The organism is Paucibacter sp. DJ2R-2 (genome assembly GCF_025717675.1).
Lineage (GTDB): Bacteria > Pseudomonadota > Gammaproteobacteria > Burkholderiales > Burkholderiaceae_C > Paucibacter_A.
In genome coordinates this window covers 13,479-37,374 of the sequence record NZ_JAJIRT010000016.1, presented here as the reverse complement: position 1 = coordinate 37,374, position 23,896 = coordinate 13,479, and the positions used below count along the sequence as shown (strand labels likewise).

Here is a 23,896-nt window from a genome sequence, read left to right as displayed (position 1 = left end):
GCTCCGATCGCCATGGAAACCGGTCTGCGCTTCGCTATCCGCGAAGGTGGCCGTACCGTGGGTTCGGGTGTGGTTGCCACCATCCTCGCTTAAGATTTGTAAGGCCACAGGGGCATAGCTCAATTGGCAGAGCGTCGGTCTCCAAAACCGAAGGTTGGGGGTTCGAGACCCTCTGCCCCTGCCAACTACCGCTGATTGCGGAAGTTGGTTTGTTGGTCCAGACATCGGCCCGCGGGAGTGCATCCCGGCGGGCTTTGCTGCTGGTGGGTATCGCCACCGCCAAACCGAAATGCTGAATGCAGAGTCGCAAGCCTCTGCATGGAACTGAATCAATGTCGAATCCTCAAGTCGAAACCGTGACCACCAGCGCCGACAAGGCGAAGCTGGGTGTTGCTGCGCTGCTGCTGGTTGCTGCCTTGGTGGCCTATTACGGTCTGGCCAAGCAAGGTCAGTGGGTTCAGTGGGGTGCTTTGCTGGTGTTGTTGGCGGCAGCTTTGGCGGCTTTCTTCACCTCCGAAACCGGCAAATCCTTGATCGCCTACGGCCGCGACTCCTCGCGCGAAGTGCGCAAGGTGGTTTGGCCGACGCATAAAGAAGCGCGCCAGATGACCGGCTATGTGTTTGCCTTCGTCGTGGTCATGGCCTTGTTCTTGTGGATCACGGACAAGACCCTGGAGTGGGTCATCTATGACCTGATTCTGGGCTGGAAGCGTTGATCGAAAGCGAACGGGCGCCTGCGGGCGTCTTTCGCGCTGGAATTGAGCCGCAAGGCAAGCGTTGTAGAGCGTTGAAGGATTGCAATGACTGAAGAACTAGGCCAAGTGGTGACGGAGGCTGCGGCAGCCCCGGTCGGGCTTCCCAAGCGCTGGTATGTTGTGCACGCCTATTCGGGTATGGAAAAGGCCGTCGAGCGCAATTTGCGCGAGCGCATTGATCGCGCCGGTATGCAAGACAAGTTCGGCCGAATCTTGGTGCCAACCGAAGAAGTCGTCGAGTTGAAGAACGGCAAGAAGGCCGTGACTGAGCGTCGTTTCTTCCCCGGCTATGTGCTGGTGGAGATGGTCATGGAAGACGACACCTGGCACTTGGTCAAGCACACGTCCAAAGTCACCGGCTTTGTCGGCGGCGCGAAGAACCGCCCGGCGCCCATCTCGGAAGCTGAAGTGATGAAGATCGTCAGCCAGATGCAAGAGGGCGTCGAGAAGCCCCGGCCTAAGGTCGAGTGGATGGTGGGCGAAGTGGTGCGAGTCAAGGAAGGCCCGTTCACAGACTTCAACGGTGCGATCGAGGACGTCAACTACGACAAGTCCAAGGTCCGCGTCTCGGTCACCATCTTCGGCCGCGCCACACCGGTCGAGTTGGATTTCTCGCAGGTCGAGAAGGTTTGATCGGCGTCATAAGTTCAAGAGCCTGACAGGGCTCGTGCAGTTCGCAAGAGCGGCACATCCTGTCCGTAGTCAGCCTGCGACGAGACGCGGGCAAGAGGAGCAAGGGTAACGGGGCATCAAGCCTCTAGTCCCTTGCGCTAGCACTCAAGAGTTGCGGCGCGGCCGCTGCGGCTCTGTCAGGAGAAATCATGGCCAAGAAAATTGTCGGCTTTATCAAGCTGCAAGTTGCGGCAGGCAAGGCTAATCCTTCGCCTCCGGTCGGTCCGGCGCTGGGTCAGCGCGGTCTGAACATCATGGAGTTCTGCAAGGCGTTCAACGCTCAGACCCAAGGCCACGAGCCGGGTATGAAGTTGCCGGTGGTCATCACCGCCTTCGCAGACAAGAGCTTCACCTTCGTGATCAAGTCGCCCCCGGCGACTGCCCTGATCAAGAAGGCTGTCAAGCTGGACAAGGGTTCGGCAAAGCCCCATCTGGAAAAGGTCGGCAAGCTGACCCGCGCCCAGTTGGAAGAAATCGCCAAGATCAAGGTCAAGGATTTGACCGCTGCTGATCTGGACGCTGCCGTTCGTACGATTGCTGGTTCCGCTCGCTCGATGGGCGTGCTGGTGGAGGGTGTTTGAGATGGCAAAGCTGACTAAACGCCAAAAGGCTCTGCAAGGCAAGGTCGAAACCACCAAGCTGTACCCGCTGAGCGAAGCGCTGGCCCTGGTGAAGAGCCTGGCCACCGCCAAGTTTGACGAGTCCATCGACGTGGCCGTGCAACTGGGCGTGGACGCCAAGAAGTCTGACCAAGTCGTTCGCGGCGCGGTCGTGATGCCTCACGGCCTTGGCAAGACCAAGCGCGTGGCTGTGTTCGCACAAGGTGCCAAGGCTGAAGAAGCCAAGGCTGCCGGTGCTGACGTGGTCGGCATGGAAGACCTGGCCGAGCGTATCAAGGCTGGCGACATGCCTTTCGACGTCGTGATCGCGTCCCCGGACACGATGCGTATCGTCGGTACCCTGGGTCAAGTGCTGGGCCCGCGTGGCCTGATGCCTAACCCCAAGGTCGGCACCGTCACGCCCGATGTGGCCACTGCAGTCAAGAACGCCAAGGCTGGTCAAGTCCAGTTCCGCGTTGACAAGGGCGGCATCATTCACGGCACGCTGGGTCGTCGTTCGTTCGACAACGACAAGCTGGAAGGCAATCTGCGCGCCCTGATCGAAGCCCTGAACAAGGCCAAGCCGGCCACCAGCAAGGGTGTCTACCTGCGCAAGGTCGCGATCTCTTCCACCATGGGCGTTGGCGCCCGCGTGGAAGTGGCCAGCATCAACGCTCAAGCTTCGGCCTGAGTTTGAAGAAATGAGGTGCGGCGCTTGTCTGGCGCCGCGCTGATGAATTGGTGGGCTGAGGCTCGACAGAAGACAGTCCCCTGCGGATTGTCTTGTGCGTAACGAAGGCCATTGCGCACGCAAGCGCAAAGGCCGGGTGTTCGCAGTGTTGAGCATCAGGTCATCCAAGACCGTTGGTGTCGCGTCGCTTTTCAGTGGCGCGGCTTAATCGAAAGCCCGGTGCAAGCCGGGTCGGAAACCAACGCAGATGGCGGTCCCGCTGTAAAGGTTTGATTTGTTCTTCGTTCTGAACTGGGCGAAGGGCGGGTTTCCTGGACAGAAGGTCGCTGAACCCGGGTGTGTCCGGAGCCGCAAGGCAAAGGACACGTTTTTGTGAGGAGTAGACCTTGAGTCTCAATCGCAACGAGAAAGCAGCCGTCGTTACGGATGTGGCAGCCCAAGCGGCGAAGTCGCAGACCCTGGCGTTGGCCGAATACCGTGGCCTCACCGTTGAAGCCTTGAACAAGCTGCGCGTCGAAGCGCGTGCCAAGGGTGTGTATCTTCACGTGCTGAAGAACACCCTGGCGCGTCGTGCCGTCGCCGGTACCCCGTTCGAGGCTGCTTCGGAGAGCATGGTCGGCCCGCTGATCTATGGCTTTTCTGAAGACGCTGTGGCCGCGGCCAAAGTCATTGCTGACTTTGCCAAGACCAACGACAAACTGATCATCAAGGGCGGAGCCTACGGTGGCAAGGCACTGGATGCCAATGGCGTGAAAGCCCTGGCATCGGTCCCCAGCAAGGAAGTCCTGCTGGCGCAACTGTTGGGTCTCATGCAGTCGCCGGTGTCGCGTTTCGCACGTGTCATCGCCGCTGTGTCCGAGCAACGTGGTGGTGCAGCTGCTCCGGCAGAAGCCGAAGCCGCGCCTGCTGCCTGAACGATCTGCTGTTAAAGCAACCATTAACTGAATCTAGGAGCCTCAAATGGCATTCGATAAAGACGCATTCATCACCGCCCTGGACGCCATGACCGTTCTGGAACTCAATGACCTGGTCAAGGCCATTGAAGAGAAGTTCGGCGTGTCCGCTGCTGCTATGGCCGCTCCGGCCGCTGGTGGCGCCGCTGCTGGTGCAGCCGCTGCTGAAGAGCAGACCGAGTTCAACGTTGTGCTGCTGGAAGCCGGCGCCAACAAGGTGTCCGTCATCAAGGCCGTGCGCGAAATCACCGGTCTGGGTCTGAAGGAAGCCAAGGACCTGGTCGACGGCGCTCCCAAGGCTGTCAAGGAAGCCGTGGCCAAGGCCGATGCCGAAGCCGCCAAGAAGAAGCTGGAAGAAGCCGGCGCCAAGGTCGAAGTCAAGTAATTGGCTCAGGGGGCGGGCTTTGCAGCCTTCCCCCGTTGACCCGGTAGCGACCGGCTCTGCGCTCTTGTTGATGTCCCGCCTGACGAGGTCTTGGGGATGCTGGCAAGCAGCAAAAAGCTTCGGTCAAAACCTGAAAGGGGTAGGTCTACGGACCTCCCCCTTTTGCTGTTTTAGGGGTTAGTCCTGTTGAGAATAGTTGAAAGCTTCGCGCGAGGTATGATGCGCGGTTCTTTCAAGTGTTCTCTGATCCGACTGCAGAGATCCGGTTTGGTCGGGCCCAGGTGCAATGCCAGGGTTGTCCGCCAGCGGTTGGTAGTGGCCAACCACCAAGCATCGAGCCATCCGTTCTGGATGTGGCTCGTGAAGCCAGTCGCCGACGAAGCCCGTCCCACGGCCAGGGGTGGGCTCTCGACACGGAGTGTTTATGGCGCAAGCAACCCCCTATAGCTATACCGAGCGCAAGCGGATTCGCAAGAGCTTCGGCAAGCGCGAGAGCGTTCTCAACGTTCCCTATTTGCTCACCATGCAGAAAGAGGCCTATGTGGCCTTCCTGCAAAAGGACGTTCCCCCCGCCAAACGCAAGGCCGAAGGCCTGCAGGCAGCCTTCCTTTCCGCGTTCCCGATTGTTTCGCACAACGGTTTCGTGGAAATGAAATTCCTCGAATTCAACATCGCCAAGCCGCCGTTCGACACCCGTGAGTGTCAGCAGCGGGGCTTGACCTATGCAGCCGCCGTGCGTGCGCGCCTGCAGATGATCATCTATGACCGTGAATCGCCCCAGGCGAAGACCGTCAAGGAAATCAAGGAACAAGAGGTCTACATGGGCGAAGTGCCCCTGATGACCGACTATGGTTCCTTCATCGTCAATGGCACTGAGCGTGTCATCGTCTCGCAGCTGCACCGTTCGCCCGGCGTGTTCTTCGAACACGACAAGGGCAAGACCCACTCGTCCGGCAAGCTGCTGTTCTCGGCCCGCATCATTCCTTACCGCGGCTCGTGGCTGGACTTCGAATTCGACGCCAAGGACATCTTGTTCTTCCGTGTCGACCGCCGCCGCAAGATGCCGGTCACCATCCTGCTCAAGGCCATCGGCCTGAACCCCGAGCAGATCCTGGCCCACTTCTTCGTCTTCGACAACTTCCGTCTGATGGACGTGGGTGCGCAGATGGAATTCGTGGCCGACCGCCTGAAGGGCGAAGTCGCTCGCTTTGACATCACCGACAAGAGCGGTGCGGTCATCGTCGAGAAGGACAAGCGCATCACCGCGCGCCACACCCGCCAGCTGGAGCAATCCGGCACTCAGCACGTCACCGTGCCCGAAGACTTCTTGCTCGGCCGAGTGCTGGCCAAGAACATGGTCGACGGCGACACCGGCGAGATCATCGCCAAGGCCAATGACGAGCTGACCGATGCGCTGCTGAAGAAGCTGCGCTCGGCTGGCATCAAGGACGTGCAGTGCCTGTTCACCAATGAACTGGACGAAGGCGCCTACATCAGCCAAACCCTGGCCACCGACGAAACCGTCGACCAGCTGGCTGCCCGCGTCGCCATCTACCGCATGATGCGCCCCGGCGAGCCGCCGACGGAAGACGCCGTCGAGGCTCTGTTCAACCGCCTGTTCTACAACGCCGATACCTACGATCTGTCGCGCGTGGGCCGGATGAAGTTCAACGCCCGTGCTGGCCGCGACACGCCCGAAGGCGCGATGACGCTGTCCAACGAGGACATCCTGGACGTCGTCAAGATCCTGGTCGAGCTGCGCAATGGCCGCGGCGAAGTCGATGACATCGACCACTTGGGCAACCGTCGCGTGCGTTGCGTGGGCGAACTGGCCGAAAACCAGTACCGCTCGGGCTTGGCTCGTATCGAAAAGGCCGTCAAGGAACGTCTGGGCCAGGCCGAGACCGAAGCCCTGATGCCCCATGACCTGATCAACAGCAAGCCGATCTCGGCTGCACTGAAGGAATTCTTCGGTGCCTCGCAGCTGTCGCAGTTCATGGACCAAACCAACCCGCTGTCGGAAATCACGCACAAGCGTCGTGTTTCCGCCCTGGGCCCGGGCGGTCTGACTCGCGAACGTGCCGGCTTCGAAGTCCGGGACGTGCACCCCACCCATTACGGCCGCGTCTGCCCGATCGAAACGCCGGAAGGCCCGAACATCGGTCTGATCAATTCCCTGGCGCTGTACGCTCAGTTGAACGAGTACGGCTTCCTGGAAACGCCGTATCGCCGCGTGGTTGAAGGCAAGGTCACCAAGCAGATCGACTACCTGTCCGCCATCGAGGAAGGCAAGTACGTCATCGCTCAGGCCAATGCCTCGCTGAGCAAGGAAGGCGCGCTGATCGACGAGCTGGTCTCGGCCCGTGAAAACGGTGAATCGGTGCTGACCTCGCCCGAGCGCATCCAGTACATGGACGTGGCTCCGACCCAGATCGTGTCGGTTGCCGCCTCGCTCGTGCCCTTCCTGGAGCACGACGATGCGAACCGCGCACTGATGGGCGCCAACATGCAACGTCAAGCCGTGCCCATCCTGCGCCCCGAAAAGGCCCTGGTGGGTACCGGTGTCGAGCGCGTGGCGGCCAAGGACTCGGGCACCGTGGTGGCAGCTCGCCGCGGCGGTATCGTGGACTACGTGGACACCAACCGTATCGTGATTCGCGTCAATGACGCGGAGACCGTGGCCGGTGAAGTCGGCGTCGACATCTACAACCTGATCAAGTACCAGCGTTCCAACCAGAACACCAACATTCACCAGCGCCCGATCGTCAAGCGCGGTGACCATGTGGCGGCTGAAGACATCATCGCGGACGGTGCCTCTACCGACATCGGTGAACTGGCGCTGGGCCAGAACATGTTGGTCGCCTTCATGCCCTGGAACGGCTACAACTTCGAAGACTCGATCCTGATCTCCGAACGCGTGATCGCCGAAGACCGCTACACCTCGATCCACATCGAGGAACTGGTGGTCAACGCGCGTGACACCAAGCTGGGCAGCGAAGAAATCACCCGCGACATTCCCAACCTGTCCGAGCAGCAACTGGCTCGCCTGGACGAGTCGGGCATCGTCTACGTCGGCGCCGAAGTGAACCCCGGCGACGTGCTGGTGGGCAAGGTCACTCCGAAGGGCGAGACCACGCTGACTCCGGAAGAGAAGCTGCTGCGCGCCATCTTCGGTGAGAAGGCGTCCGACGTGAAGGACACGTCCCTGCGTGTCGACCAAGGCACCTCGGGCACCGTCATCGACGTGCAGGTCTTCACCCGCGAAGGCATCCAGCGTGACAAGCGCGCCCAGCAGATCATCGACGATGAACTGAAGCGCTTCCGCCTGGACCTGAACGACCAGCTGCGCATCGTCGAGGCCGACGCCTTTGACCGTATCGAAAAGCTGCTGATCGGCCGCGTGGCCAACGGCGGCCCGCAGAAGATCGCCAAGGGCACGGTCATCGACAAGGCCTATCTGTCCGGCGTCGACAAGTTCCATTGGTTCGACATCCGTCCCGCCGAGGACGAAGTCGCCAACCAGCTGGAATCGATCAAGAACTCCCTGGAGCAGACCCGTCACAGCTTCGACCTGGGCTTTGAAGAAAAGCGCAAGAAGCTCACGCAAGGCGACGAATTGCCGGCTGGCGTGCTGAAGATGGTCAAGGTTTATCTGGCCGTCAAGCGCCGCCTGCAGCCTGGCGACAAGATGGCCGGCCGTCACGGCAACAAGGGTGTGGTGTCCAAGATCGCTCCGATCGAAGACATGCCCTATATGGCCGACGGTACGCCTGCCGACATCGTGCTGAACCCGCTGGGCGTGCCTTCGCGGATGAACGTGGGTCAGGTGCTGGAAGTCCACTTGGGCTGGGCCGGCAAGGGCATTGGCCAGCGCATCGGCGACATGCTGCAGGAACACGCTCGCGTGTCCGAGCTGCGTCAGTTCTTCGATGAGCTGTACAACAAGTCCGGCGGCAAGGCCGAGCATTTGGACGACCTGAGCGACGACGAGATCCTCGAAATGGCCAGCAATCTGCGCCATGGCGTGCCGTTTGCGACGCCGGTGTTTGACGGTGCCAAGGAAGATGAAATCCGCGCCATGCTGAAGCTGGCCTACCCGGATGACATCGCCGCCAAGAAGGGCCTGACCGCCACGCGCACCCAGGCTTATCTGTCGGACGGCCGCAGCGGCGAGCGCTTCGAGCGCCCGACCACCGTCGGCTACATGCATGTCCTGAAGCTGCACCACTTGGTGGACGACAAGATGCACGCCCGTTCGACCGGCCCCTACAGCTTGGTCACCCAGCAGCCGCTGGGTGGTAAGGCTCAGTTCGGTGGCCAGCGTTTCGGTGAGATGGAAGTGTGGGCGCTGGAAGCTTATGGCGCCTCCTACATCCTGCAGGAAATGCTGACGGTCAAGTCCGACGACGTGAACGGCCGGACCAAGGTCTACGAGAGCATCGTCAAGGGTGAGCACACGATCGAAGCCGGCATGCCGGAATCGTTCAACGTGCTGGTCAAGGAAATCCGTTCGCTCGGTATCGATATTGAGTTGGAACGCAACTAAGGCAGGGCGGGGGATCTCCGCCGTGGCGCATGAAGCGCCCGGCGGTGCCCTTTCCTTTGAGCTGAACGTTTTGTATCCGACTAAAAAACCAAGGAGTTATGCATGAAAGGCTTGCTGGACCTTTTCAAGCAGTTCACACCCGACGAACATTTCGACGCAATCAAGATCGGGCTCGCATCGCCCGAGAAGATTCGCTCGTGGTCTTTCGGCGAGGTAAAGAAACCTGAGACGATCAACTACCGCACGTTCAAGCCCGAGCGTGACGGCCTGTTCTGCGCCAAGATCTTCGGCCCCATCAAGGACTATGAGTGCCTGTGCGGCAAGTACAAGCGCCTGAAGCACCGCGGCGTCATCTGCGAGAAGTGCGGCGTTGAAGTCACCCAGACCAAGGTTCGCCGTGACCGCATGGGTCACATCGACCTGGCCGCGCCTTGCGCTCACATCTGGTTCCTGAAGTCCCTGCCTTCTCGCTTGGGCCTGGTGCTGGACATGACGCTGCGCGACATCGAACGCGTGTTGTACTTTGAAGCGTATGTGATCGTCGATCCGGGCATGACCCCGCTGAAGAAATTCGCGATCATGACCGAAGACGACTACGACGCGAAGCGCGTGGAATTCGGTGACGAGTTCATCGCGCTGATGGGCGCGGAGGGCATCAAGAAGTTGCTGGAAGAGATGGATCTCGACGTCGAGATCGATCGCTTGCGCAACGACATGACCGGCTCCGAGCTCAAGGTCAAGAAGAACTCCAAGCGCCTCAAGGTCATGGAAGCCTTCAAGCGTTCGGGCATCAAGCCGAACTGGATGGTGCTGGAAGTGCTGCCCGTGCTGCCGCCGGACCTGCGTCCGCTGGTACCGCTGGACGGCGGCCGCTTCGCGACCTCCGACCTGAACGACCTGTATCGCCGCGTCATCAACCGCAACAACCGTCTGGCTCGCCTGCTCGAGTTGAAGGCCCCTGAAATCATCGTGCGCAATGAAAAGCGCATGCTGCAGGAAGCCGTGGACTCGCTGCTGGACAACGGCCGTCGCGGCAAGGCCATGACCGGCGCCAACAAGCGCGCGCTCAAGTCCCTGGCCGACATGATCAAGGGCAAGAGCGGTCGTTTCCGTCAGAACTTGCTGGGTAAGCGCGTCGACTATTCCGGTCGTTCGGTGATTACCGTGGGCCCGACTCTGAAGCTGCATCAGTGCGGTCTGCCCAAGCTGATGGCCCTGGAACTGTTCAAGCCTTTCATCTTCTCGCGCCTCGAAGCCATGGGCATCGCGACGACGATCAAGGCCGCCAAGAAGGAAGTCGAATCCGGCACTCCCGTGGTCTGGGACATCCTGGAAGAGGTCATCAAGGAGCACCCGGTTCTGTTGAACCGTGCGCCTACGCTGCACCGTCTGGGCATCCAGGCTTTTGAGCCGGTGCTGATTGAAGGCAAGGCCATCCAACTGCACCCGCTCGTCTGCTCGGCCTTCAACGCCGACTTCGACGGTGACCAGATGGCTGTTCACGTGCCGCTGTCGATCGAAGCGCAGATGGAAGCCCGCACCCTGATGCTGGCCTCCAACAACGTGCTGTTCCCGGCTTCCGGTGAACCGTCGATCGTGCCGTCGCAAGACGTGGTGCTGGGTCTGTACTACGCGACCCGCGAGCGCATCAACGGCAAGGGCGAGGGCATGGTGTTCTCGGACATCTCGGAAATGATCCGCGCGCTGGAAAACGGCGCCGTCGAGATCACGGCCAAGATCAATGTCCGCATGGTTCAGTACACCAAGGGCGAGGCCGAGGGCGAGTGGATCCCCGAGACCAAGTTGGTGAGCACGACCGTCGGTCGTGCGCTGCTGAGCGAAATCCTGCCCAAGGGCCTGCCGTTCTCGAACATCGACAAGGCCCTGAAGAAGAAGGAAATCTCGCGCCTGATCAACACTTCCTTCCGCAAGTGCGGTCTGAAGGAAACCGTGGTGCTGGCTGACAAGCTGCTGCAATCCGGTTTCAAGCTGGCCACGCGTGCGGGTATCTCGATCGCGGTTGACGACATGCTGGTGCCGCCTGAAAAGCCGGTGCTGATCGCCCGCGCCGAGAAGGAAGTCAAAGAGATCGAGCAGCAATACGTCTCCGGTCTGGTGACAGCCGGCGAGCGCTACAACAAGGTCGTGGATATCTGGGGCAAGACCGGCGACGAAGTCGGCAAGGTCATGATGAGCCAGCTGTCCAAGCAGAAGACCATCGACCGTCATGGCAAGGAAGTGAACGAAGAATCGTTCAACTCCATCTACATGATGGCCGACTCCGGCGCTCGTGGTTCTGCCGCTCAGATTCGCCAGCTCTCCGGTATGCGGGGTCTGATGGCCAAGCCTGATGGCTCCATCATTGAGACGCCGATTACCGCGAACTTCCGCGAAGGCCTGAACGTGTTGCAGTACTTCATCTCCACCCACGGTGCTCGTAAGGGCCTGGCGGATACGGCGCTGAAGACCGCGAACTCGGGTTACCTGACCCGCCGTCTGGTCGACGTGACGCAGGATCTGGTGGTGATCGAGGACGATTGCGGCACCGACAACGGCATCGCCATGCGCGCCCTGGTCGAAGGCGGTGAAGTGATCGAATCGCTGCGCGACCGCATTCTGGGTCGTGTGGCCGCCATCGATGTGCTGCACCCCGAGACTCAGAACGTGCTGCTGGCCGCAGGCACCATGCTGGACGAGGACAACCTCGACATGCTGGAAGCTGCCGGCGCCGACGAGGTCAAGGTCCGCACACCGCTGACTTGCGCCACACGCTTCGGCCTGTGCGCCAAGTGCTATGGCCGCGATCTGGGCCGCGGTGGCCTGGTCAACATCGGTGAAGCGGTCGGCGTGATTGCCGCCCAGTCCATCGGTGAGCCGGGTACCCAGCTGACCATGCGTACCTTCCACATCGGTGGTGCGGCATCGCGTGCAGCTGTGGCTTCGAGCGTGGACGCCAAGTCCGACGGCTTGATCGGCTTCAACGCCACCATGCGCTATGTGACGAACGGCAAGGGTGAGCTGGTGGTGATTTCGCGTTCCGGCGAAATCATCATTGCTGACCAACATGGCCGCGAGCGCGAGCGCCACAAGGTGCCTTACGGCGCGATCCTGAGCATTAAGCCGGATCAGGCCATCAAGGCTGGCACCATCCTGGCCAATTGGGACCCGCTGACCCGCCCCATCATCACCGAGTTCGCCGGTCAGGCGCGCTTCGAGAATGTGGAAGAAGGCGTGACCGTGGCCAAGCAGGTCGACGAAGTGACCGGTCTGTCCACCCTGGTGGTGATCGATCCCAAGCGTCGCGGCGCCGCCAAGGTCGTGCGTCCGCAGGTCAAGCTGCTCGACGCCAACGGCAACGAAGTGAAGATCCCTGGTACCGACCACTCGGTGACGATCGGCTTCCCGGTCGGTGCGCTGGTGCAGGTGCGTGACGGTCAAGACCTGGCCCCGGGTGAAGTGCTTGCACGTATCCCGATGGAAGGTCAGAAGACTCGAGACATTACCGGCGGTCTGCCGCGTGTGGCCGAGCTGTTCGAAGCCCGTTCGCCCAAGGATGTGGGTGTGCTGGCCGAGCTGACCGGTACGGTGTCTTTCGGTAAGGAGACCAAGGGCAAGAACCGCCTGGAAATCACCGACCCCGATGGCAAGAAGCACGAAGAGCTGGTGCCCAAGGAAAAGAACATCTTGGTGCACGAAGGCCAGGTGGTCAACCGCGGCGAATTGATTGTGGACGGCGCTGCCGACCCGCAAGACATCCTGCGCCTCTTGGGCATGGAAGAGCTGGCTCGCTACATCGTTGATGAAGTGCAGGACGTGTACCGTTTGCAAGGTGTGAAGATCAACGACAAGCACATCGAGGTGATCGTTCGCCAGATGCTGCGTCGTGTGCAGATCACCAATGCCGGCGACTCCAGCTACATCATCAACGAGCAAGTGGAACGCTCGGAGCTGTTCGATACCAACGATCGTCTGCGCAAGGAAGGCAAGGTTCCGGCCACCTATTCCGACGTACTGATGGGTATCACCAAGGCTTCGCTGTCGACCGACTCCTTCATCTCGGCCGCTTCCTTCCAGGAAACGACCCGCGTGCTGACCGAGGCTGCCATCATGGGCAAGCGCGACGAGCTGCGTGGCCTGAAGGAAAACGTCATCGTCGGCCGCCTGATCCCCGCAGGTACCGGCATGGCCTTCCACCGCGCCCGCTTCGCCAAGGAGAAGATGGACGACGCCGAGCGCCGCGCCATTGCTCAGCAAGAAGCCGAGGAACTGGCTTCTGCGCAGATGGCCAGCGTCGACGCAGGCGCCGAGCCGGCTGCCGAGTAAACAGCGGCCACAAGCCAGCCCCTTTGATCCCGGAGCGCCCAGAAGGGCTCCGCATCAAAACAAAGGCCGCCCGATCTTGCGATCGGGCGGCCTTTTCATTGGGCGCGAGGCAGGCTTTATCGGTCGCTGCAATCGGTACGGAGCGGCCGTTCGCTCAGTTTTGAATACGAACGCAGAGTTCGCAGAGGACCGCAGAGGTCGCAGAGAGAAAGGCAGGAATTTTGGTCTCAGCGTTCTCTGCGGTCCTCAGCGAGCTCTGCGTGCTGAAACTTCTCTGCGAACGACGGCTCTGGGCTGTGAACCGATATCCCTGAAGAGGCTGCTTCAGTAATTCAAAGCGCTCACTCGTCCCCGAATAACTGTCCGTGGGCTTTCGGCGGGGTCATGCCGAGATGGCGGTAGGCTGCCAGCGTGGCGATGCGGCCGCGCGGAGTGCGTTGGAGAAAGCCTTGCTGGATCAGGTAGGGCTCGATCACGTCTTCGATCGTTCCGCTTTCTTCGCCAATGGCGGCGGCGACATTGTCGAGGCCGACCGGGCCGCCGTCGAAGCGGTGCACGATGGCTTCGAGCAGTTTGCGGTCCATCAGGTCAAAGCCCTGCGGGTCGACGTCCAGCATGGCCAGAGCTTTGTCGGCGATGTCCTTGCCGATGCGACCGTCTCCCTTCACTTCAGCGTAGTCGCGCACACGGCGCAGCAGGCGGTTGGCGATACGCGGCGTGCCGCGCGAGCGCCGGGCAATCTCCAGCGCACCCTCGGTGTCGATTGGGCTGTTCAGCAGGGCGGCCGAGCGGGTCACGATGCGCTGCAGTTCGGCGGCGGTGTAAAACTCCAGCCGCGCGACGATGCCGAAGCGGTCGCGCAGCGGGTTGGTCAACATGCCGGCGCGGGTGGTGGCACCGACCAGGGTGAAGGGCTGCAGATCGAGTTTGATCGAGCGGGCGGCCGGGCCTTCGCCGATCATGATGTCGATCTGGTAGTCCTCCAGCGCCGGATAGAGGATTTCCTCGACCACGGGCGAGAGCCGGTGGATCTCGTCGATGAAGAGCACATCGTTCTTCTCGAGATTGGTCAGGATCGCGGCCAAGTCCTTGGGCTTCTCCAGCACCGGCCCCGAGGTCTGGCGCAGGTTCACCCCGAGCTCGGCGGCAATGATGTGGGACAGCGTCGTCTTGCCCAGACCCGGCGGGCCGAACAGCAGCACATGGTCCAAGGCTTCGTCGCGTTTGCGCGCGGCGCCGATGAAGATCTCGAGTTGTTCCCGCGCCTTGGCTTGCCCCACGTACTCGTCCAGCAGCTTGGGCCGCAAGGCGCGTTCGATCGCTTCTTCGCGCGGCGAAGCAGGTGCGGCGCTGATGACGCGGCTGACCTGGCTGGCGAAGTCGTCGGTTTGAATGCTCATGCGAAAAGGCTCCGGCAGCAGTCCATCAAGATCATCAACGCGACAGCGACTTCAGGGCCTGCTTGATGCCCTCGCTGACGCCCACGTCCGGCGGCAGCAGTTTGAGCGCCGCGGCGGCTTCCTTCTCGCTGTAGCCCAGGGCCACCAGGGCCTGCAGGATGTCGCCTTGGTTGTCGTTCACCAGGCTGGCCGGCAGGGCCAGATCGGGGCCCAGCTTGCCCTTGAGTTCCAGCAGCAGGCGCTCGGCGGTCTTCTTGCCGATGCCCGGCACTTTGACCAAGCGGCCGGCTTCCTGCTTGGAGACCGCCTGCGCCAACTCGGCGACCGAGAGGCCGGATAGCAGGGACAGCGCCATCTTGGGGCCGACTCCGCTGATCTTGATCAGCTGGCGGAAGGTGGCGCGTTCCTCGCTGCTGAGGAAGCCGTAGAGGATTTGCGCATCCTCGCGCACGACGAAATGGGTCAGCAGCGCGACGCGCTCGCCCAGGCCCGGCAGGTTGTAGAAGGTGCTCATGGGCACGTCGACCTCGTAGCCGACGCCCTGCACATCAATGAGGAGCTGCGGGGGCGATTTTTCCGCGATGACGCCTGTGAGTCTGCCGATCATCGGCGCATTATCGTGCGCCCCCGAGGGCTGAGCTTCAGTTCCTGCCGAACAGGCCCAGGCGCTGAGCTTCCAGGGCCGCTTCGGCGCGCGAGGACACGTTGAGCTTGCGGTAGATCTGCTTCACGTAGTCGGCAATCGTGTGGCGGGACAGGCCCAGCTGCACACCAATCTCTGGCAAGGTGAAGCCCTTGGCCACGCGCAGCAGCACCTCGGTCTCCCGGTCGGTCAGTGAGACCTCGTGCAAAACAGCCGCTGCCTGCGGGCGCTTCTGGTTGGCGAAGTGCGAGATCACCTTGCGGGCGATCGAGGGCGAAAGCGGCGGCTCGCCTTGGCTCATGCGCTGCAGCTGTTCAACCAGCAGTTCGCGAGACTGCTCTTTCAGCAGATAGCCGAATGCGCCCGCTTGCAGGGCCGGGAACAGGTGCTCGTCATCGTCATGGATGGTGACGATGACCGACTGCACCTCAGGCTGCTTCTCACGCAGGGCAGCGATCACGTCCACGCCCGATCCGTCGGGCAGGCCCAGGTCCAGCAGTGCCAAGTTGAAGCGCTGGCTGTTGACCAAGGCCAGCGCGTCTTGCACGCGCGAGCACTCGGTGATCTGGGCATTGGCGAACACTTGTTTCACCAAGGCCTTCAGCCAGGCGCGGATCTCGGGAATGTCTTCAAGCAGCAGGATGTGGTCCATGGCGGTCTCGGTCGTCCCGTGGTCACGCGGTATGCGCGCCTACTGGGTGGCATTCAAAGAGTCTGGAAGCGGTTCCAGCGATACGGCAATTTCGACAAATGAAAAAAGAAACTGAAGGCGGCATGGCGGCCGACGTTCGAATTCAGAGCGGGATTGTGAGGCGGATCACGGTTCCCCAGCCCGGGCCCGATTCAACCAAGCATTGTCCCTGCATCTGCTTGGCACGCGACTTCATGCTGGCCATGCCATGACCCCGGTCCAGGCGGCCGTCGAGCTCGGCTGGAATGCCTTGTCCATTGTCTTGGATGACGACCACGAAATCACCGTCTTGCACCGAGCAGCTGATCATGCAGTTGGTGCCGCCGCTGTGCTTGATGATGTTGCTGACCGCCTCGCGGAAGATCCGTGTGGTCTGCACGTAAGCCCGCGCTGGAAGCGTGTGCACCAGATCCTCGGACGGCGACTTCCATTCGGCATTGATATTGGCCTGGCCCAGGCGCGACACCACCTCGGCGCGCCAGTCACCCAGCGCGTCGAGCAGTTGAACCGGCTTGCCGGTCAGGCCACGCACCGACAGCCGCATTTCCTCCAGGGCTTCCCGGGCGAGGCTGGAGATGCGATCCGATTCGCTGGTGTGCACGATGGTCAGGAGCTTGGCGCCCAGGTCATCGTGCAGGTCGGCCGCGATACGCTTGCGCTCGCGCTCGGTCACCTGCTCCAGGCGTTGCTCGGCGATCACGCCAAAGTTTCGCTCCATCTCGCTGACCCGCTCCTGCATGCGCTGCTCGAACTGCGCATGTTCCTTTTCGGCTTCCACCCGGTCGCGGGCAAAGCCGAGCAGGTATTGCAAACCCATGGCCAGCAAAGCCGCCGGCAGCAGCAAGGCCAGCCAGGCGCTGATGTCTTGCAGCCCGTTCAGGCCCGGCGCCACCGGAATGGCCGCGACGGCGGTCGCCAGCAAGCCCAGGCCACAGAGCGCCAGCAAAGCCGGCGCAAAGCGCGCCTCGGGGCGCCGGCTGCCGGGTGATGGCTCGGGCTTGCCGCCTTTGCCGACTTGGAGGCTGGCACGGCGCTTCCAGCTGAAGGTCAAGGCCAGCAAGGACTCCAAGGTCAGCAGCAAGGGCACGCTGTGCAGCAGCAGCGCAGCGTTGGGGTTGGCATGGTTGCGAAGTGCGACAGCCAATGCGGGCAGCAAGAGCAGCTGGCCGAACAGGGCCAGGTCTTGCCACAGCGGCATCGGCACCGGCCGGTGGAGCAGAAATTTGATGCTGCACCAGGTCCCAAAGGCCGCCAGGCTCAGGTTCAAGCCCAGCGCCAGGCCGGGGCTCAGGCCCGCGCCGGCCACCGTCAGCACTGCCGTCAACGCCAAGCAGAGCAGCCAGGCGCCAAGCCCCAGGCCGGCACCGCGCTCATGGCCATGCCGGTAGGCGAAGGCGGCCACAGCCAGCCCCATGACCAGGAGCATGCCGGCCAGGCCGGCCAGGGGAAGGGCGCCCAGCGGCGGGCTGGCCGCCGCTTGGGCGGCGCCGCCAGTGAGCGCGAGGGCCAGTGCGATCGGGCCGGTGGTTGCCATCCGGCGCGAAACGCTCCGTGGCGAGTCTTCCTGTAACAAGCTGTGCATGGGCGTCGATTGTGCAGGAGGCCGGTGACGCTGCAGCAGTGAACAAGGCCGGGTGACAATGCTGTTATTGCCAAATCCCTAGAAGAAAGTACCGCCGTGATCCTTCGTCATGAGTTCGCCCCGGTCGACAACAAGCGTCTGGCCCATCTGTGTGGCAGCCTGGACGAGCATTTGCGGCAGATCGAGGTGGCGCTGGCCGTGCGCATCGGCCGGCAAAACGAGCGTTTCCGCATCGAGGGGCCGAAGGCGGCCGCCGAGCGGGCCTTGCAGCTTCTGGCTGCCCTTTACGAGCGCAGCCGCCGGGCCCTGGCCCCCGAGCTCATGCAGATGGCTTTGGCCGAAGCCGCGGCTGAACTTGGGCCGGCGCGGATGGCGCGCCGATCGGTGCCCAAGACGGCCGCGGCCGCCCGGCCTCCGGCACGGGCTACTGAGCTCGTGCTGCGCACCCGACGGGCCGATCTGGCCGCGCGCACGCCCCGTCAGCATGAGTACCTGCACAACATCCTCAACCAGGACATCACCCTGGGCCTGGGCCCGGCCGGCACCGGCAAGACCTTTCTCGCCGTGGCCTGCGCGGTCGACGCGCTCGAGCGCAGCACCGTGCAGCGCATTGTCCTGACCCGCCCTGCGGTCGAAGCCGGTGAACGCCTCGGCTTTCTGCCCGGTGACCTGACGCAAAAGGTCGACCCCTATTTGCGCCCGCTCTACGACGCCTTGTACGAACTGATGGGCTTTGACAAGGTGACCAAGGCCTTCGAGAAAGGTCAGCTGGAAGTGGCGCCCCTGGCCTTCATGCGCGGTCGCACGCTGAACCACGCCTTCGTCATCCTCGATGAGGCACAAAACACCACGCCCGAGCAGATGAAGATGTTCTTGACGCGCATTGGTTTTGGCAGTCGCTGCGTGGTCACCGGCGACACCAGCCAGATCGATCTGCCCAAGGGCGTGAGCAGCGGCCTGGTCGATGCCGAACAGGTGCTTGCGCAGGTGGATGGGGTGGCCATGACCCGGTTCACCAGTGCCGATGTGCTGCGTCACCCCTTGGTCGCGCGCATCGTTGACGCCTATGAGGCGCGCCACCTCAGCCCCAAAGCGAAGAAAGCCCAGCCATGAGCCTGCCCGAACTGAGTCTGTCCTTGCAATTTGCTGACCCGCGCCACAAGGCGCATCTGCCCCGCCACAAGGTCGCGCGCTGGATCCGCAGCGCCCTGGAGCTGCCGGGCGAGATCACCGTGCGCATCGTCGACGCCGAAGAGGGGCAGCAGCTCAATCGCGAGTTCCGTAGCAAGGACTACGCGACCAATGTGCTGACCTTCGACTACAGCCACGAACCCGTGGTGACGGCCGATCTGGTCATCTGTGCCGAGGTGGTGGAGCGGGAGGCGACAGAGGCCGGCCTGGACCTGGCGGCGCATTACGCCCATATGCTGGTGCACGGCACCCTGCACGCCCAGGGTTATGACCACGAGGAAGACGACGAGGCCGCCTGTATGGAAGCGCGTGAAAGCGAGCTGATGCAGGCCTTGGGTTTTGCCGACCCTTACGCGGCGCGCTGAAACGACGCTTCAGCCGTGGCGCGTGCCTAAATAGCGCTTGCGCCAGAAGAACAGGCCCAGGCCCAGGCCTACGGCCAGCATCAGGCCGAAGGCGACCCAGAAGCCGGCGGCCTTGTGGATCAGGGGCAGGCCGTCGAAGTTCATGCCGAAGATGCCGGTGATCAGGTTCAGCGGCAGGAAGATGGCGGTCAGCACGGTCAGCGTGCGCATGATGGAGTTGGTGCGATGGCCCAGGGCCGAGAAGTGCATCTGCACCGCCGACTCGCTGGACGACTCCATGCGCCGCACATGGGCCAGCACCCGTTCGATGTGCTCGTGCACATCCCGTGAGCGCACCCGCAGCAGCTCGCGCTCGCGCTGTGCCGCCGGTTCCTCAGCCGAGGGCCAATCGTCCAGCACGTCGATCCATTCCTGGATGGCGCTGCGCTGATCCTCGCAGGTGTCTTCCAGCCGATGCAAGGCGTCGCGTGATTCGAGCAGCAGGGGCCAGTCGTCGAAATGGCTGTTGGCGTCCATCAGCGTGCGCTGCAGCGCCGTCATCTGCCGGGTCAGCAGGCGGCGCAGCTCCAGATAGCTGTCCACCATGTGGTTGACCATGCGCAGCATCAGCTCGGCCGGGCTGTTGGGCAGGCGTGCGCTGCCGCGCAGATCGCGGCCTTCGGCCAGGGCGCCCATCTTGCTGGCGAAGTAGTCGCGCACCAGGCAGTCCGTCGGGTGAACCGTCAGCAGCACTCTGTCAAAGACTGCAAAGCCCACTGGGCTGGTGTCGATGGCTTTGAGCGCCTCATGGGTGCTGTGCAGCGTGCCGTGCTCCGGGTCGGCGAGCAGATGCTCGTGGCCAGGCGCGGCTGCCAGTCGTCGGAACACCAGCAAGTCGTACCAACTGGTGTAGTCGAAATGCGAGGGCAGCTGGTTGTTCAGCAGGTCGGAGACATGCAGGTCCACGACTTGGCCGCAGCCCCAGCGCTGCAGGCCTTGCTGGATCTCGCCCAGTTGCAGTTCGAACTCGCGCCGGCCATAGCCCAGCCAGAGGAAGCCATCGCTGGGCAAGTCGGCCGGCAGTTGGTTCAGCTCGGTGAACTGGTCGCCGTGGATGTGGAACAGGCGCATGCCTGGGATCAGCCGGCTTTCGCTTGCTTGAGCAGGCGGGCGGCTTCCAGCGCGAAATACGTCAGCACGCCATCGGCGCCGGCGCGCTTGAAGGCCAGCAGGGATTCCATCATCACCGCGTCGTGGTCCAGCCAGCCGTTGGCGGCGGCGGCCTTGATCATGGCGTACTCGCCGCTGACCTGGTAGGCGAAGGTGGGCACGCGGAACTCGTCTTTCACACGCCGCACGATGTCGAGGTAAGGCATGCCGGGCTTGACCATCACCATATCGGCGCCCTCGGCCAGGTCGAGCCCGACTTCGCGCAGCGCCTCGTCGCTGTTGCCCGGGTCCATCTGGTAGGTCTTTTTGTCGGCCTTGCCCAGGTTGGCGGCCGAGCCGACGGCGTCGCGGAAGGGACCGTAGAAGGCACTCGCGTACTTGGCGCTGTAGGCCATGATGCGGGTGTGGATGTGGCCGTGGGCTTCCAGCGCTGTGCGGATCGCCCCGATGCGGCCGTCCATCATGTCGCTGGGTGCCACGATGTCCACGCCGGCTGCGGCCTGCACCAGGGCTTGCTGGGCCAGGATCTCGACCGTCGGGTCATTGAGGATGTAGCCGCGTTCGTCCAGCACGCCGTCCTGGCCGTGGCTGGTGAAGGGGTCCAGGGCCACATCGGTCAGCACGCCCAGCTCCGGCACCTGCTCCTTCAGCGCCCGCACCACGCGTGGCACCAGGCCGTCGGGGTTGGTGGCTTCGCGGCCGTCGGGGGTCTTCAGCGAGGCATCGATCACCGGGAAGAGCGCCAGCACCGGAATGCCCAGGTCCACGCATTCGCGCGCCACGTCGAGCAGACTTTCCAGGCTCAGGCGCGCCACGCCGGGCATGGAGGCCACCGGCTCCACCCGGTTCTCACCCTCATGCACAAACACCGGCAGGATCAGATCGCTGGCACGCACATGGTGCTCGCGCACCAGGGCCCGGGTGAAGGCATCGCGGCGCAGGCGGCGGGGGCGGCTGGCGGGGTAGGGGGCGGGCAGGGACACAGGGAACTCCGGGCGAGGCAAGGTTGTAATGAACGGGAGGCTGGGGCTGGCTTTGGGCTCACGCAGCGCGGTGGCCCGGGCCTGCGTGAGGGACTGCGCAATCTACGCGACTTCCCTGATGCGCCCCCGGATGACGCTTATGTTAAAATTCACTTCGAATGATAGCCGCAAGGTGGTCGTTCCCTGCTTTTCCTCCCTGAGCAGGAGCCTTAGCGTGATGACAGCGATAAGGCTTTCTCGCCCCGGCTTCATGGCCGGGGCTTTTTTTTGTCTGCGCGCGGCGAAATCGACCGTTTCTGGCGGTTCCTCGCGCGCGTCAAGCCGCCACGCATAATGCGGCGATGCTCTGGATCAAAGCCTTTCACATCGTCTTCGTGGCCAGCTGGTTCGCCGGTCTCTTTTACCTGCCGCGCATCTTCGTCAACCTGGCCATGGTGCCGGCCGACAGCCATGCCGAGCGCGAGCGCCTGCTCTTGATGGCACGCAAGCTCTACCGATTTGCCACCCTGCTGATGATCCCGGCCCTGCTTCTCGGCGGCTGGATGTGGGCGCTGAATTTCAGCGGTTTCAACCAGGGTTGGATGCACACCAAGCTGTTGCTGGTGCTTGGCGTGATCGGCTATCACCACGCCTGCAAGTCCATCCTGCGCAGTTTTGAGCAGTCGGCCAACCGCCGCAGTCACCGCTGGTTCCGTGTTTTCAACGAGTCGGCCGTGCTGATGTTCATTGCCATCGTCGTCCTGGTGGTCGTCAAGCCCTTCTGACCCACGGGCCCAGCTAGCAATGCGCCGCCAAAGCTCTGCATCCTGGCTGGCGCTGGCCTATCTGGCGTTGATCGTCTACGCCAGTCTCTATCCCTTTGGCCCCTGGATGTGGCCGCCGGGGCTGGAGCTGCGCGGCATGCTCAGCCTGCCCTGGTCGCCCTATTTCAGCTGGTTTGACCTGCAGGCGAATCTGCTGGGTTATCTGCCCCTCGGATTCTTGTGTTTTGCCGCCGCCATGCGCAGCGGCTGGAGCTTGCGCGCCGGCGTTTTGGTGACTGCTGCGGCCGGGCCTATGCTGTCCTACGGCCTGGAGACCTTGCAGTACTTCCTGCCCAACCGGGTGCCAGCCTTGGGCGACTTTTTGCTCAACGGCGCCGGCGCCTGGCTGGGGCTTTTTCTGGCCTGGCTGCTTTATCGTTTGGGCGGTCTGCGGCGCTGGGAGGATGTGCGCGATTACTGGTTTCAGCCGCACAGCGCCGGCGCGCTGGCGCTGCTGGCGCTCTGGCCCTTGGGCCTGCTGTTTCCTGCGCCGGTGCCGCTGGGCCTGGGCCAGTGGTTGCCGCGCCTGCAAGTGGCTGCGGTCGATTTGCTGGCTGGCACCCCCTGGGCCTTGCAGTGGGGTGACGAGTTGAACGAGAGCGCCGTGCGCGCGCTGCCGCCTGGCCTGGAGGCGATTGCAATCGCCCTGGGCCTGTTGGCGCCCACCCTGGTGGCGCTGTCGGTGGCGCGGCCGGGCAAGCGCCGGCTGGCGCTGGCACTCGGCGCCTTGGGCCTGGGCGCCCTGGGCACGGCCATCTCCACGGGCCTCAACTTCGGCCCACAACATGCCTGGTCCTGGCTGACTCTGGCCAGCGGGCCGGGTCTGCTGGTCGGTGCGCTGCTGGGCATGGCCGCCAGCGCCTTGCCGCGCCGGGTCAATGCGGCCCTGGGCCTGATCGTGTTGAGCAGCTTGATCGCTCTGGTCAGCCAGGCACCGACCGACCCCTACCTCGAAGAACGACTGCAGACCTGGGAGCTGGGCCGCTTCATCAATATGTACGGCCTGGCCCAATGGCTGGGATGGGTTTGGCCGTTTGCGGCCCTGGCCTGGTTGCTGCGCGTGATCGCCCGCCGCGAGTCTTGAAACAAAGGGTGAACCCCAGGGCTTCTTGTCCTGGCTCCCTACAATGGCGGCATGAGCTATTTCGAGCGCCACATCTTCTTCTGCCTGAACCACCGCGAAAACGGTGACAACAGCTGTGCTCAGCATGGTGCGCAGGCAGGCTTCGATCACTGCAAAGCGCGTGTGCGCGATCTGGGCCTGGGCGGCCAGGGCGGCGTGCGCGTCAACAAGGCCGGTTGCCTCGACCGCTGTGCCGGTGGCCCGGTGGCCGTGGTCTACCCCGAGGCAGTTTGGTACACCTATGTCGACCAGAGCGACATCGACGAGATCGTCGACAAGCACCTCAAGGGCGGCGAAGTGGTTGAGCGCCTGGTGCTGCCCGAAAACGTCGGCCGCTGAAGAGGCGCCGCGCTCGCCATGAATTCCTTGACCGAAAAGCGCCTGGTACCCGGCCCGGTCGGTGCCATTGAATGCGCCATCGACCGGCCGGCCAGCGGCCATGCCGACCTGCCCATGCCGCCCACGCGTGGCCTGGCCCTGGTCTGCCACCCCAACCCCACGCAGGGCGGCACCATGGACAACAAGGTGGTGCAGACCTTGGCGCGAGCCTTTGTGCAACTGGGCTACCGGGTGGCTCGTTTCAATTTCCGCGGCATTGGCAAGTCCGAAGGCGGCTGGGACGAAGGCCGTGGCGAGATCGACGACGCCCTGGCCGTGCTGGCCGCGCTGCGCGAGCCGGGCGAGCCCCTGGTGCTGGCTGGCTTTTCCTTCGGTGGTTATGTGGCCTCGCAAGCCGCGCTGCGCCTGCCCGAAGACCAGCGCGCCGAACGGCTGGCGCTGGTAGGCCCGGCGACCAGTCGCTTCGACACCGCGCCCGTGCCCTCGGACACCCTGGTCATCCACGGCGAAGTGGACGATGTCGTGCCCCTGAGTTCGGTGCTGGACTGGGCGCGGCCGCAGTCGCTGCCCGTGGTCGTGGTGCCCGGCGTGGGCCATTTCTTCCACGGTCAGCTGCCATTGCTGCGCGATCTGGTCGTGCGCAACTGGCGCGCCTGAGCTGTTTGCCGCCCTCTGTTTTCCTGCTTGGATTCGCCTGAACGCG

Annotated in this window: 20 protein-coding genes, 1 tRNA gene and 1 pseudogene; 16 read left to right on the top strand and 6 right to left on the bottom strand. The window is 63.0% G+C overall.

Annotated features, from left to right (window positions below):
* The 10 genes from LNV28_RS24275 to rpoC all read left to right on the top strand — a co-directional run.
* A partial coding sequence (locus LNV28_RS24275; RefSeq protein ID WP_505190963.1) for an EF-Tu C-terminal domain-related protein occupies positions 1–93 on the top strand: 93 nt, incomplete at its 5' end.
* A 15-nt stretch (positions 94–108) separates the two neighbouring features.
* Positions 109–184 (top strand) — tRNA-Trp (locus LNV28_RS24270).
* Positions 185–332: 148 nt separating this feature from the next.
* Complete coding sequence (secE, locus tag LNV28_RS24265; RefSeq protein WP_263520909.1) at positions 333–716, top strand: preprotein translocase subunit SecE; 384 nt, start codon at positions 333–335, stop codon at positions 714–716.
* An 84-nt stretch (positions 717–800) separates the two neighbouring features.
* Positions 801–1,388 (top strand): transcription termination/antitermination protein NusG, encoded by a 588-nt coding sequence (gene nusG / locus LNV28_RS24260; protein WP_263520907.1) that lies wholly within the window; start codon positions 801–803, stop codon positions 1,386–1,388.
* Positions 1,389–1,576: 188 nt separating this feature from the next.
* Entirely contained in the window at positions 1,577–2,008 is a 432-nt protein-coding gene (gene rplK / locus LNV28_RS24255) for a 50S ribosomal protein L11 (RefSeq protein ID WP_263520905.1), read from the top strand.
* 1 nt (position 2,009) lies between these two features.
* Positions 2,010–2,717 (top strand): 50S ribosomal protein L1, encoded by a 708-nt coding sequence (gene rplA, locus LNV28_RS24250; protein WP_263520904.1) that lies wholly within the window; start codon positions 2,010–2,012, stop codon positions 2,715–2,717.
* 386 nt (positions 2,718–3,103) lie between these two features.
* Positions 3,104–3,631: a 50S ribosomal protein L10 gene (gene rplJ / locus LNV28_RS24245; protein ID WP_263520902.1), complete on the top strand. Its 528-nt coding sequence runs from the start codon at positions 3,104–3,106 to the stop codon at positions 3,629–3,631.
* 46 nt (positions 3,632–3,677) lie between these two features.
* Entirely contained in the window at positions 3,678–4,055 is a 378-nt protein-coding gene (gene rplL / locus LNV28_RS24240) for a 50S ribosomal protein L7/L12 (protein ID WP_263520900.1), read from the top strand.
* Positions 4,056–4,479: 424 nt separating this feature from the next.
* Positions 4,480–8,601, top strand: coding sequence for a DNA-directed RNA polymerase subunit beta (gene rpoB, locus LNV28_RS24235; RefSeq protein ID WP_263520899.1), 4,122 nt, complete (start codon positions 4,480–4,482; stop codon positions 8,599–8,601).
* Between the two features lie 102 nt (positions 8,602–8,703).
* A complete protein-coding gene (rpoC, locus tag LNV28_RS24230; RefSeq protein WP_263520897.1) occupies positions 8,704–12,924 on the top strand; it encodes a DNA-directed RNA polymerase subunit beta' in 4,221 nt (1,406 codons plus the stop codon).
* Positions 12,925–13,265: 341 nt separating this feature from the next.
* On the opposite strand, the gene ruvB is transcribed toward rpoC, so the two are convergent.
* The 4 genes and pseudogenes from ruvB to LNV28_RS25270 all read right to left on the bottom strand — a co-directional run.
* Positions 13,266–14,324, bottom strand: coding sequence for a Holliday junction branch migration DNA helicase RuvB (gene ruvB / locus LNV28_RS24225; protein WP_263520896.1), 1,059 nt, complete (start codon positions 14,322–14,324; stop codon positions 13,266–13,268).
* A 34-nt stretch (positions 14,325–14,358) separates the two neighbouring features.
* On the bottom strand, positions 14,359–14,931 hold the full coding sequence (ruvA, locus tag LNV28_RS24220; protein ID WP_263520894.1) for a Holliday junction branch migration protein RuvA: 573 nt from the start codon (positions 14,929–14,931) through the stop codon (positions 14,359–14,361).
* Between the two features lie 34 nt (positions 14,932–14,965).
* Positions 14,966–15,619, bottom strand: coding sequence for a response regulator (locus LNV28_RS24215; protein ID WP_102769750.1), 654 nt, complete (start codon positions 15,617–15,619; stop codon positions 14,966–14,968).
* Positions 15,620–15,761: 142 nt separating this feature from the next.
* A pseudogene (locus LNV28_RS25270) lies at positions 15,762–16,325 on the bottom strand (sensor histidine kinase); the annotation flags it as partial.
* A gap of 1,011 nt (positions 16,326–17,336) precedes the next feature.
* Between LNV28_RS25270 and LNV28_RS24205 the strand changes: the two are divergent.
* Positions 17,337–18,353 carry a PhoH family protein gene (locus LNV28_RS24205; protein ID WP_263520885.1) on the top strand — a complete coding sequence of 339 codons (1,017 nt, stop codon included), beginning with the start codon at positions 17,337–17,339 and terminating at the stop codon, positions 18,351–18,353.
* The gene (gene ybeY, locus LNV28_RS24200; RefSeq protein WP_263520883.1) at positions 18,350–18,796 is read left to right on the top strand and encodes an rRNA maturation RNase YbeY; all 447 of its coding nucleotides are present in this window, start codon (positions 18,350–18,352) and stop codon (positions 18,794–18,796) included. The genes LNV28_RS24205 and ybeY overlap by 4 nt, the downstream gene beginning before the upstream one ends.
* 9 nt (positions 18,797–18,805) lie before the next feature.
* Here ybeY and LNV28_RS24195 read toward each other — a convergent pair whose 3' ends face one another.
* Positions 18,806–19,906: a magnesium transporter CorA family protein gene (locus tag LNV28_RS24195; protein ID WP_263520881.1), complete on the bottom strand. Its 1,101-nt coding sequence runs from the start codon at positions 19,904–19,906 to the stop codon at positions 18,806–18,808.
* An 8-nt stretch (positions 19,907–19,914) separates the two neighbouring features.
* Entirely contained in the window at positions 19,915–20,928 is a 1,014-nt protein-coding gene (gene hemB / locus LNV28_RS24190) for a porphobilinogen synthase (protein WP_263520879.1), read from the bottom strand.
* Between the two features lie 341 nt (positions 20,929–21,269).
* Here hemB and LNV28_RS24185 point away from each other — a divergent pair, with 341 nt between their 5' ends.
* Genes LNV28_RS24185 through LNV28_RS24170 form a run of 4 tightly spaced genes read left to right on the top strand, consistent with a single transcriptional unit; the run spans position 21,270 to position 23,850 of the window.
* Complete coding sequence (locus LNV28_RS24185) at positions 21,270–21,692, top strand: CopD family protein (RefSeq protein ID WP_263520877.1); 423 nt, start codon at positions 21,270–21,272, stop codon at positions 21,690–21,692.
* Between the two features lie 19 nt (positions 21,693–21,711).
* On the top strand, positions 21,712–22,815 hold the full coding sequence (locus LNV28_RS24180) for a VanZ family protein (protein WP_263520874.1): 1,104 nt from the start codon (positions 21,712–21,714) through the stop codon (positions 22,813–22,815).
* A 51-nt stretch (positions 22,816–22,866) separates the two neighbouring features.
* Positions 22,867–23,193 (top strand): (2Fe-2S) ferredoxin domain-containing protein, encoded by a 327-nt coding sequence (locus LNV28_RS24175; protein WP_263520872.1) that lies wholly within the window; start codon positions 22,867–22,869, stop codon positions 23,191–23,193.
* Between the two features lie 18 nt (positions 23,194–23,211).
* Positions 23,212–23,850, top strand: coding sequence for an alpha/beta hydrolase (locus LNV28_RS24170; RefSeq protein ID WP_263520870.1), 639 nt, complete (start codon positions 23,212–23,214; stop codon positions 23,848–23,850).
* Positions 23,851–23,896 lie beyond the last annotated feature (46 nt).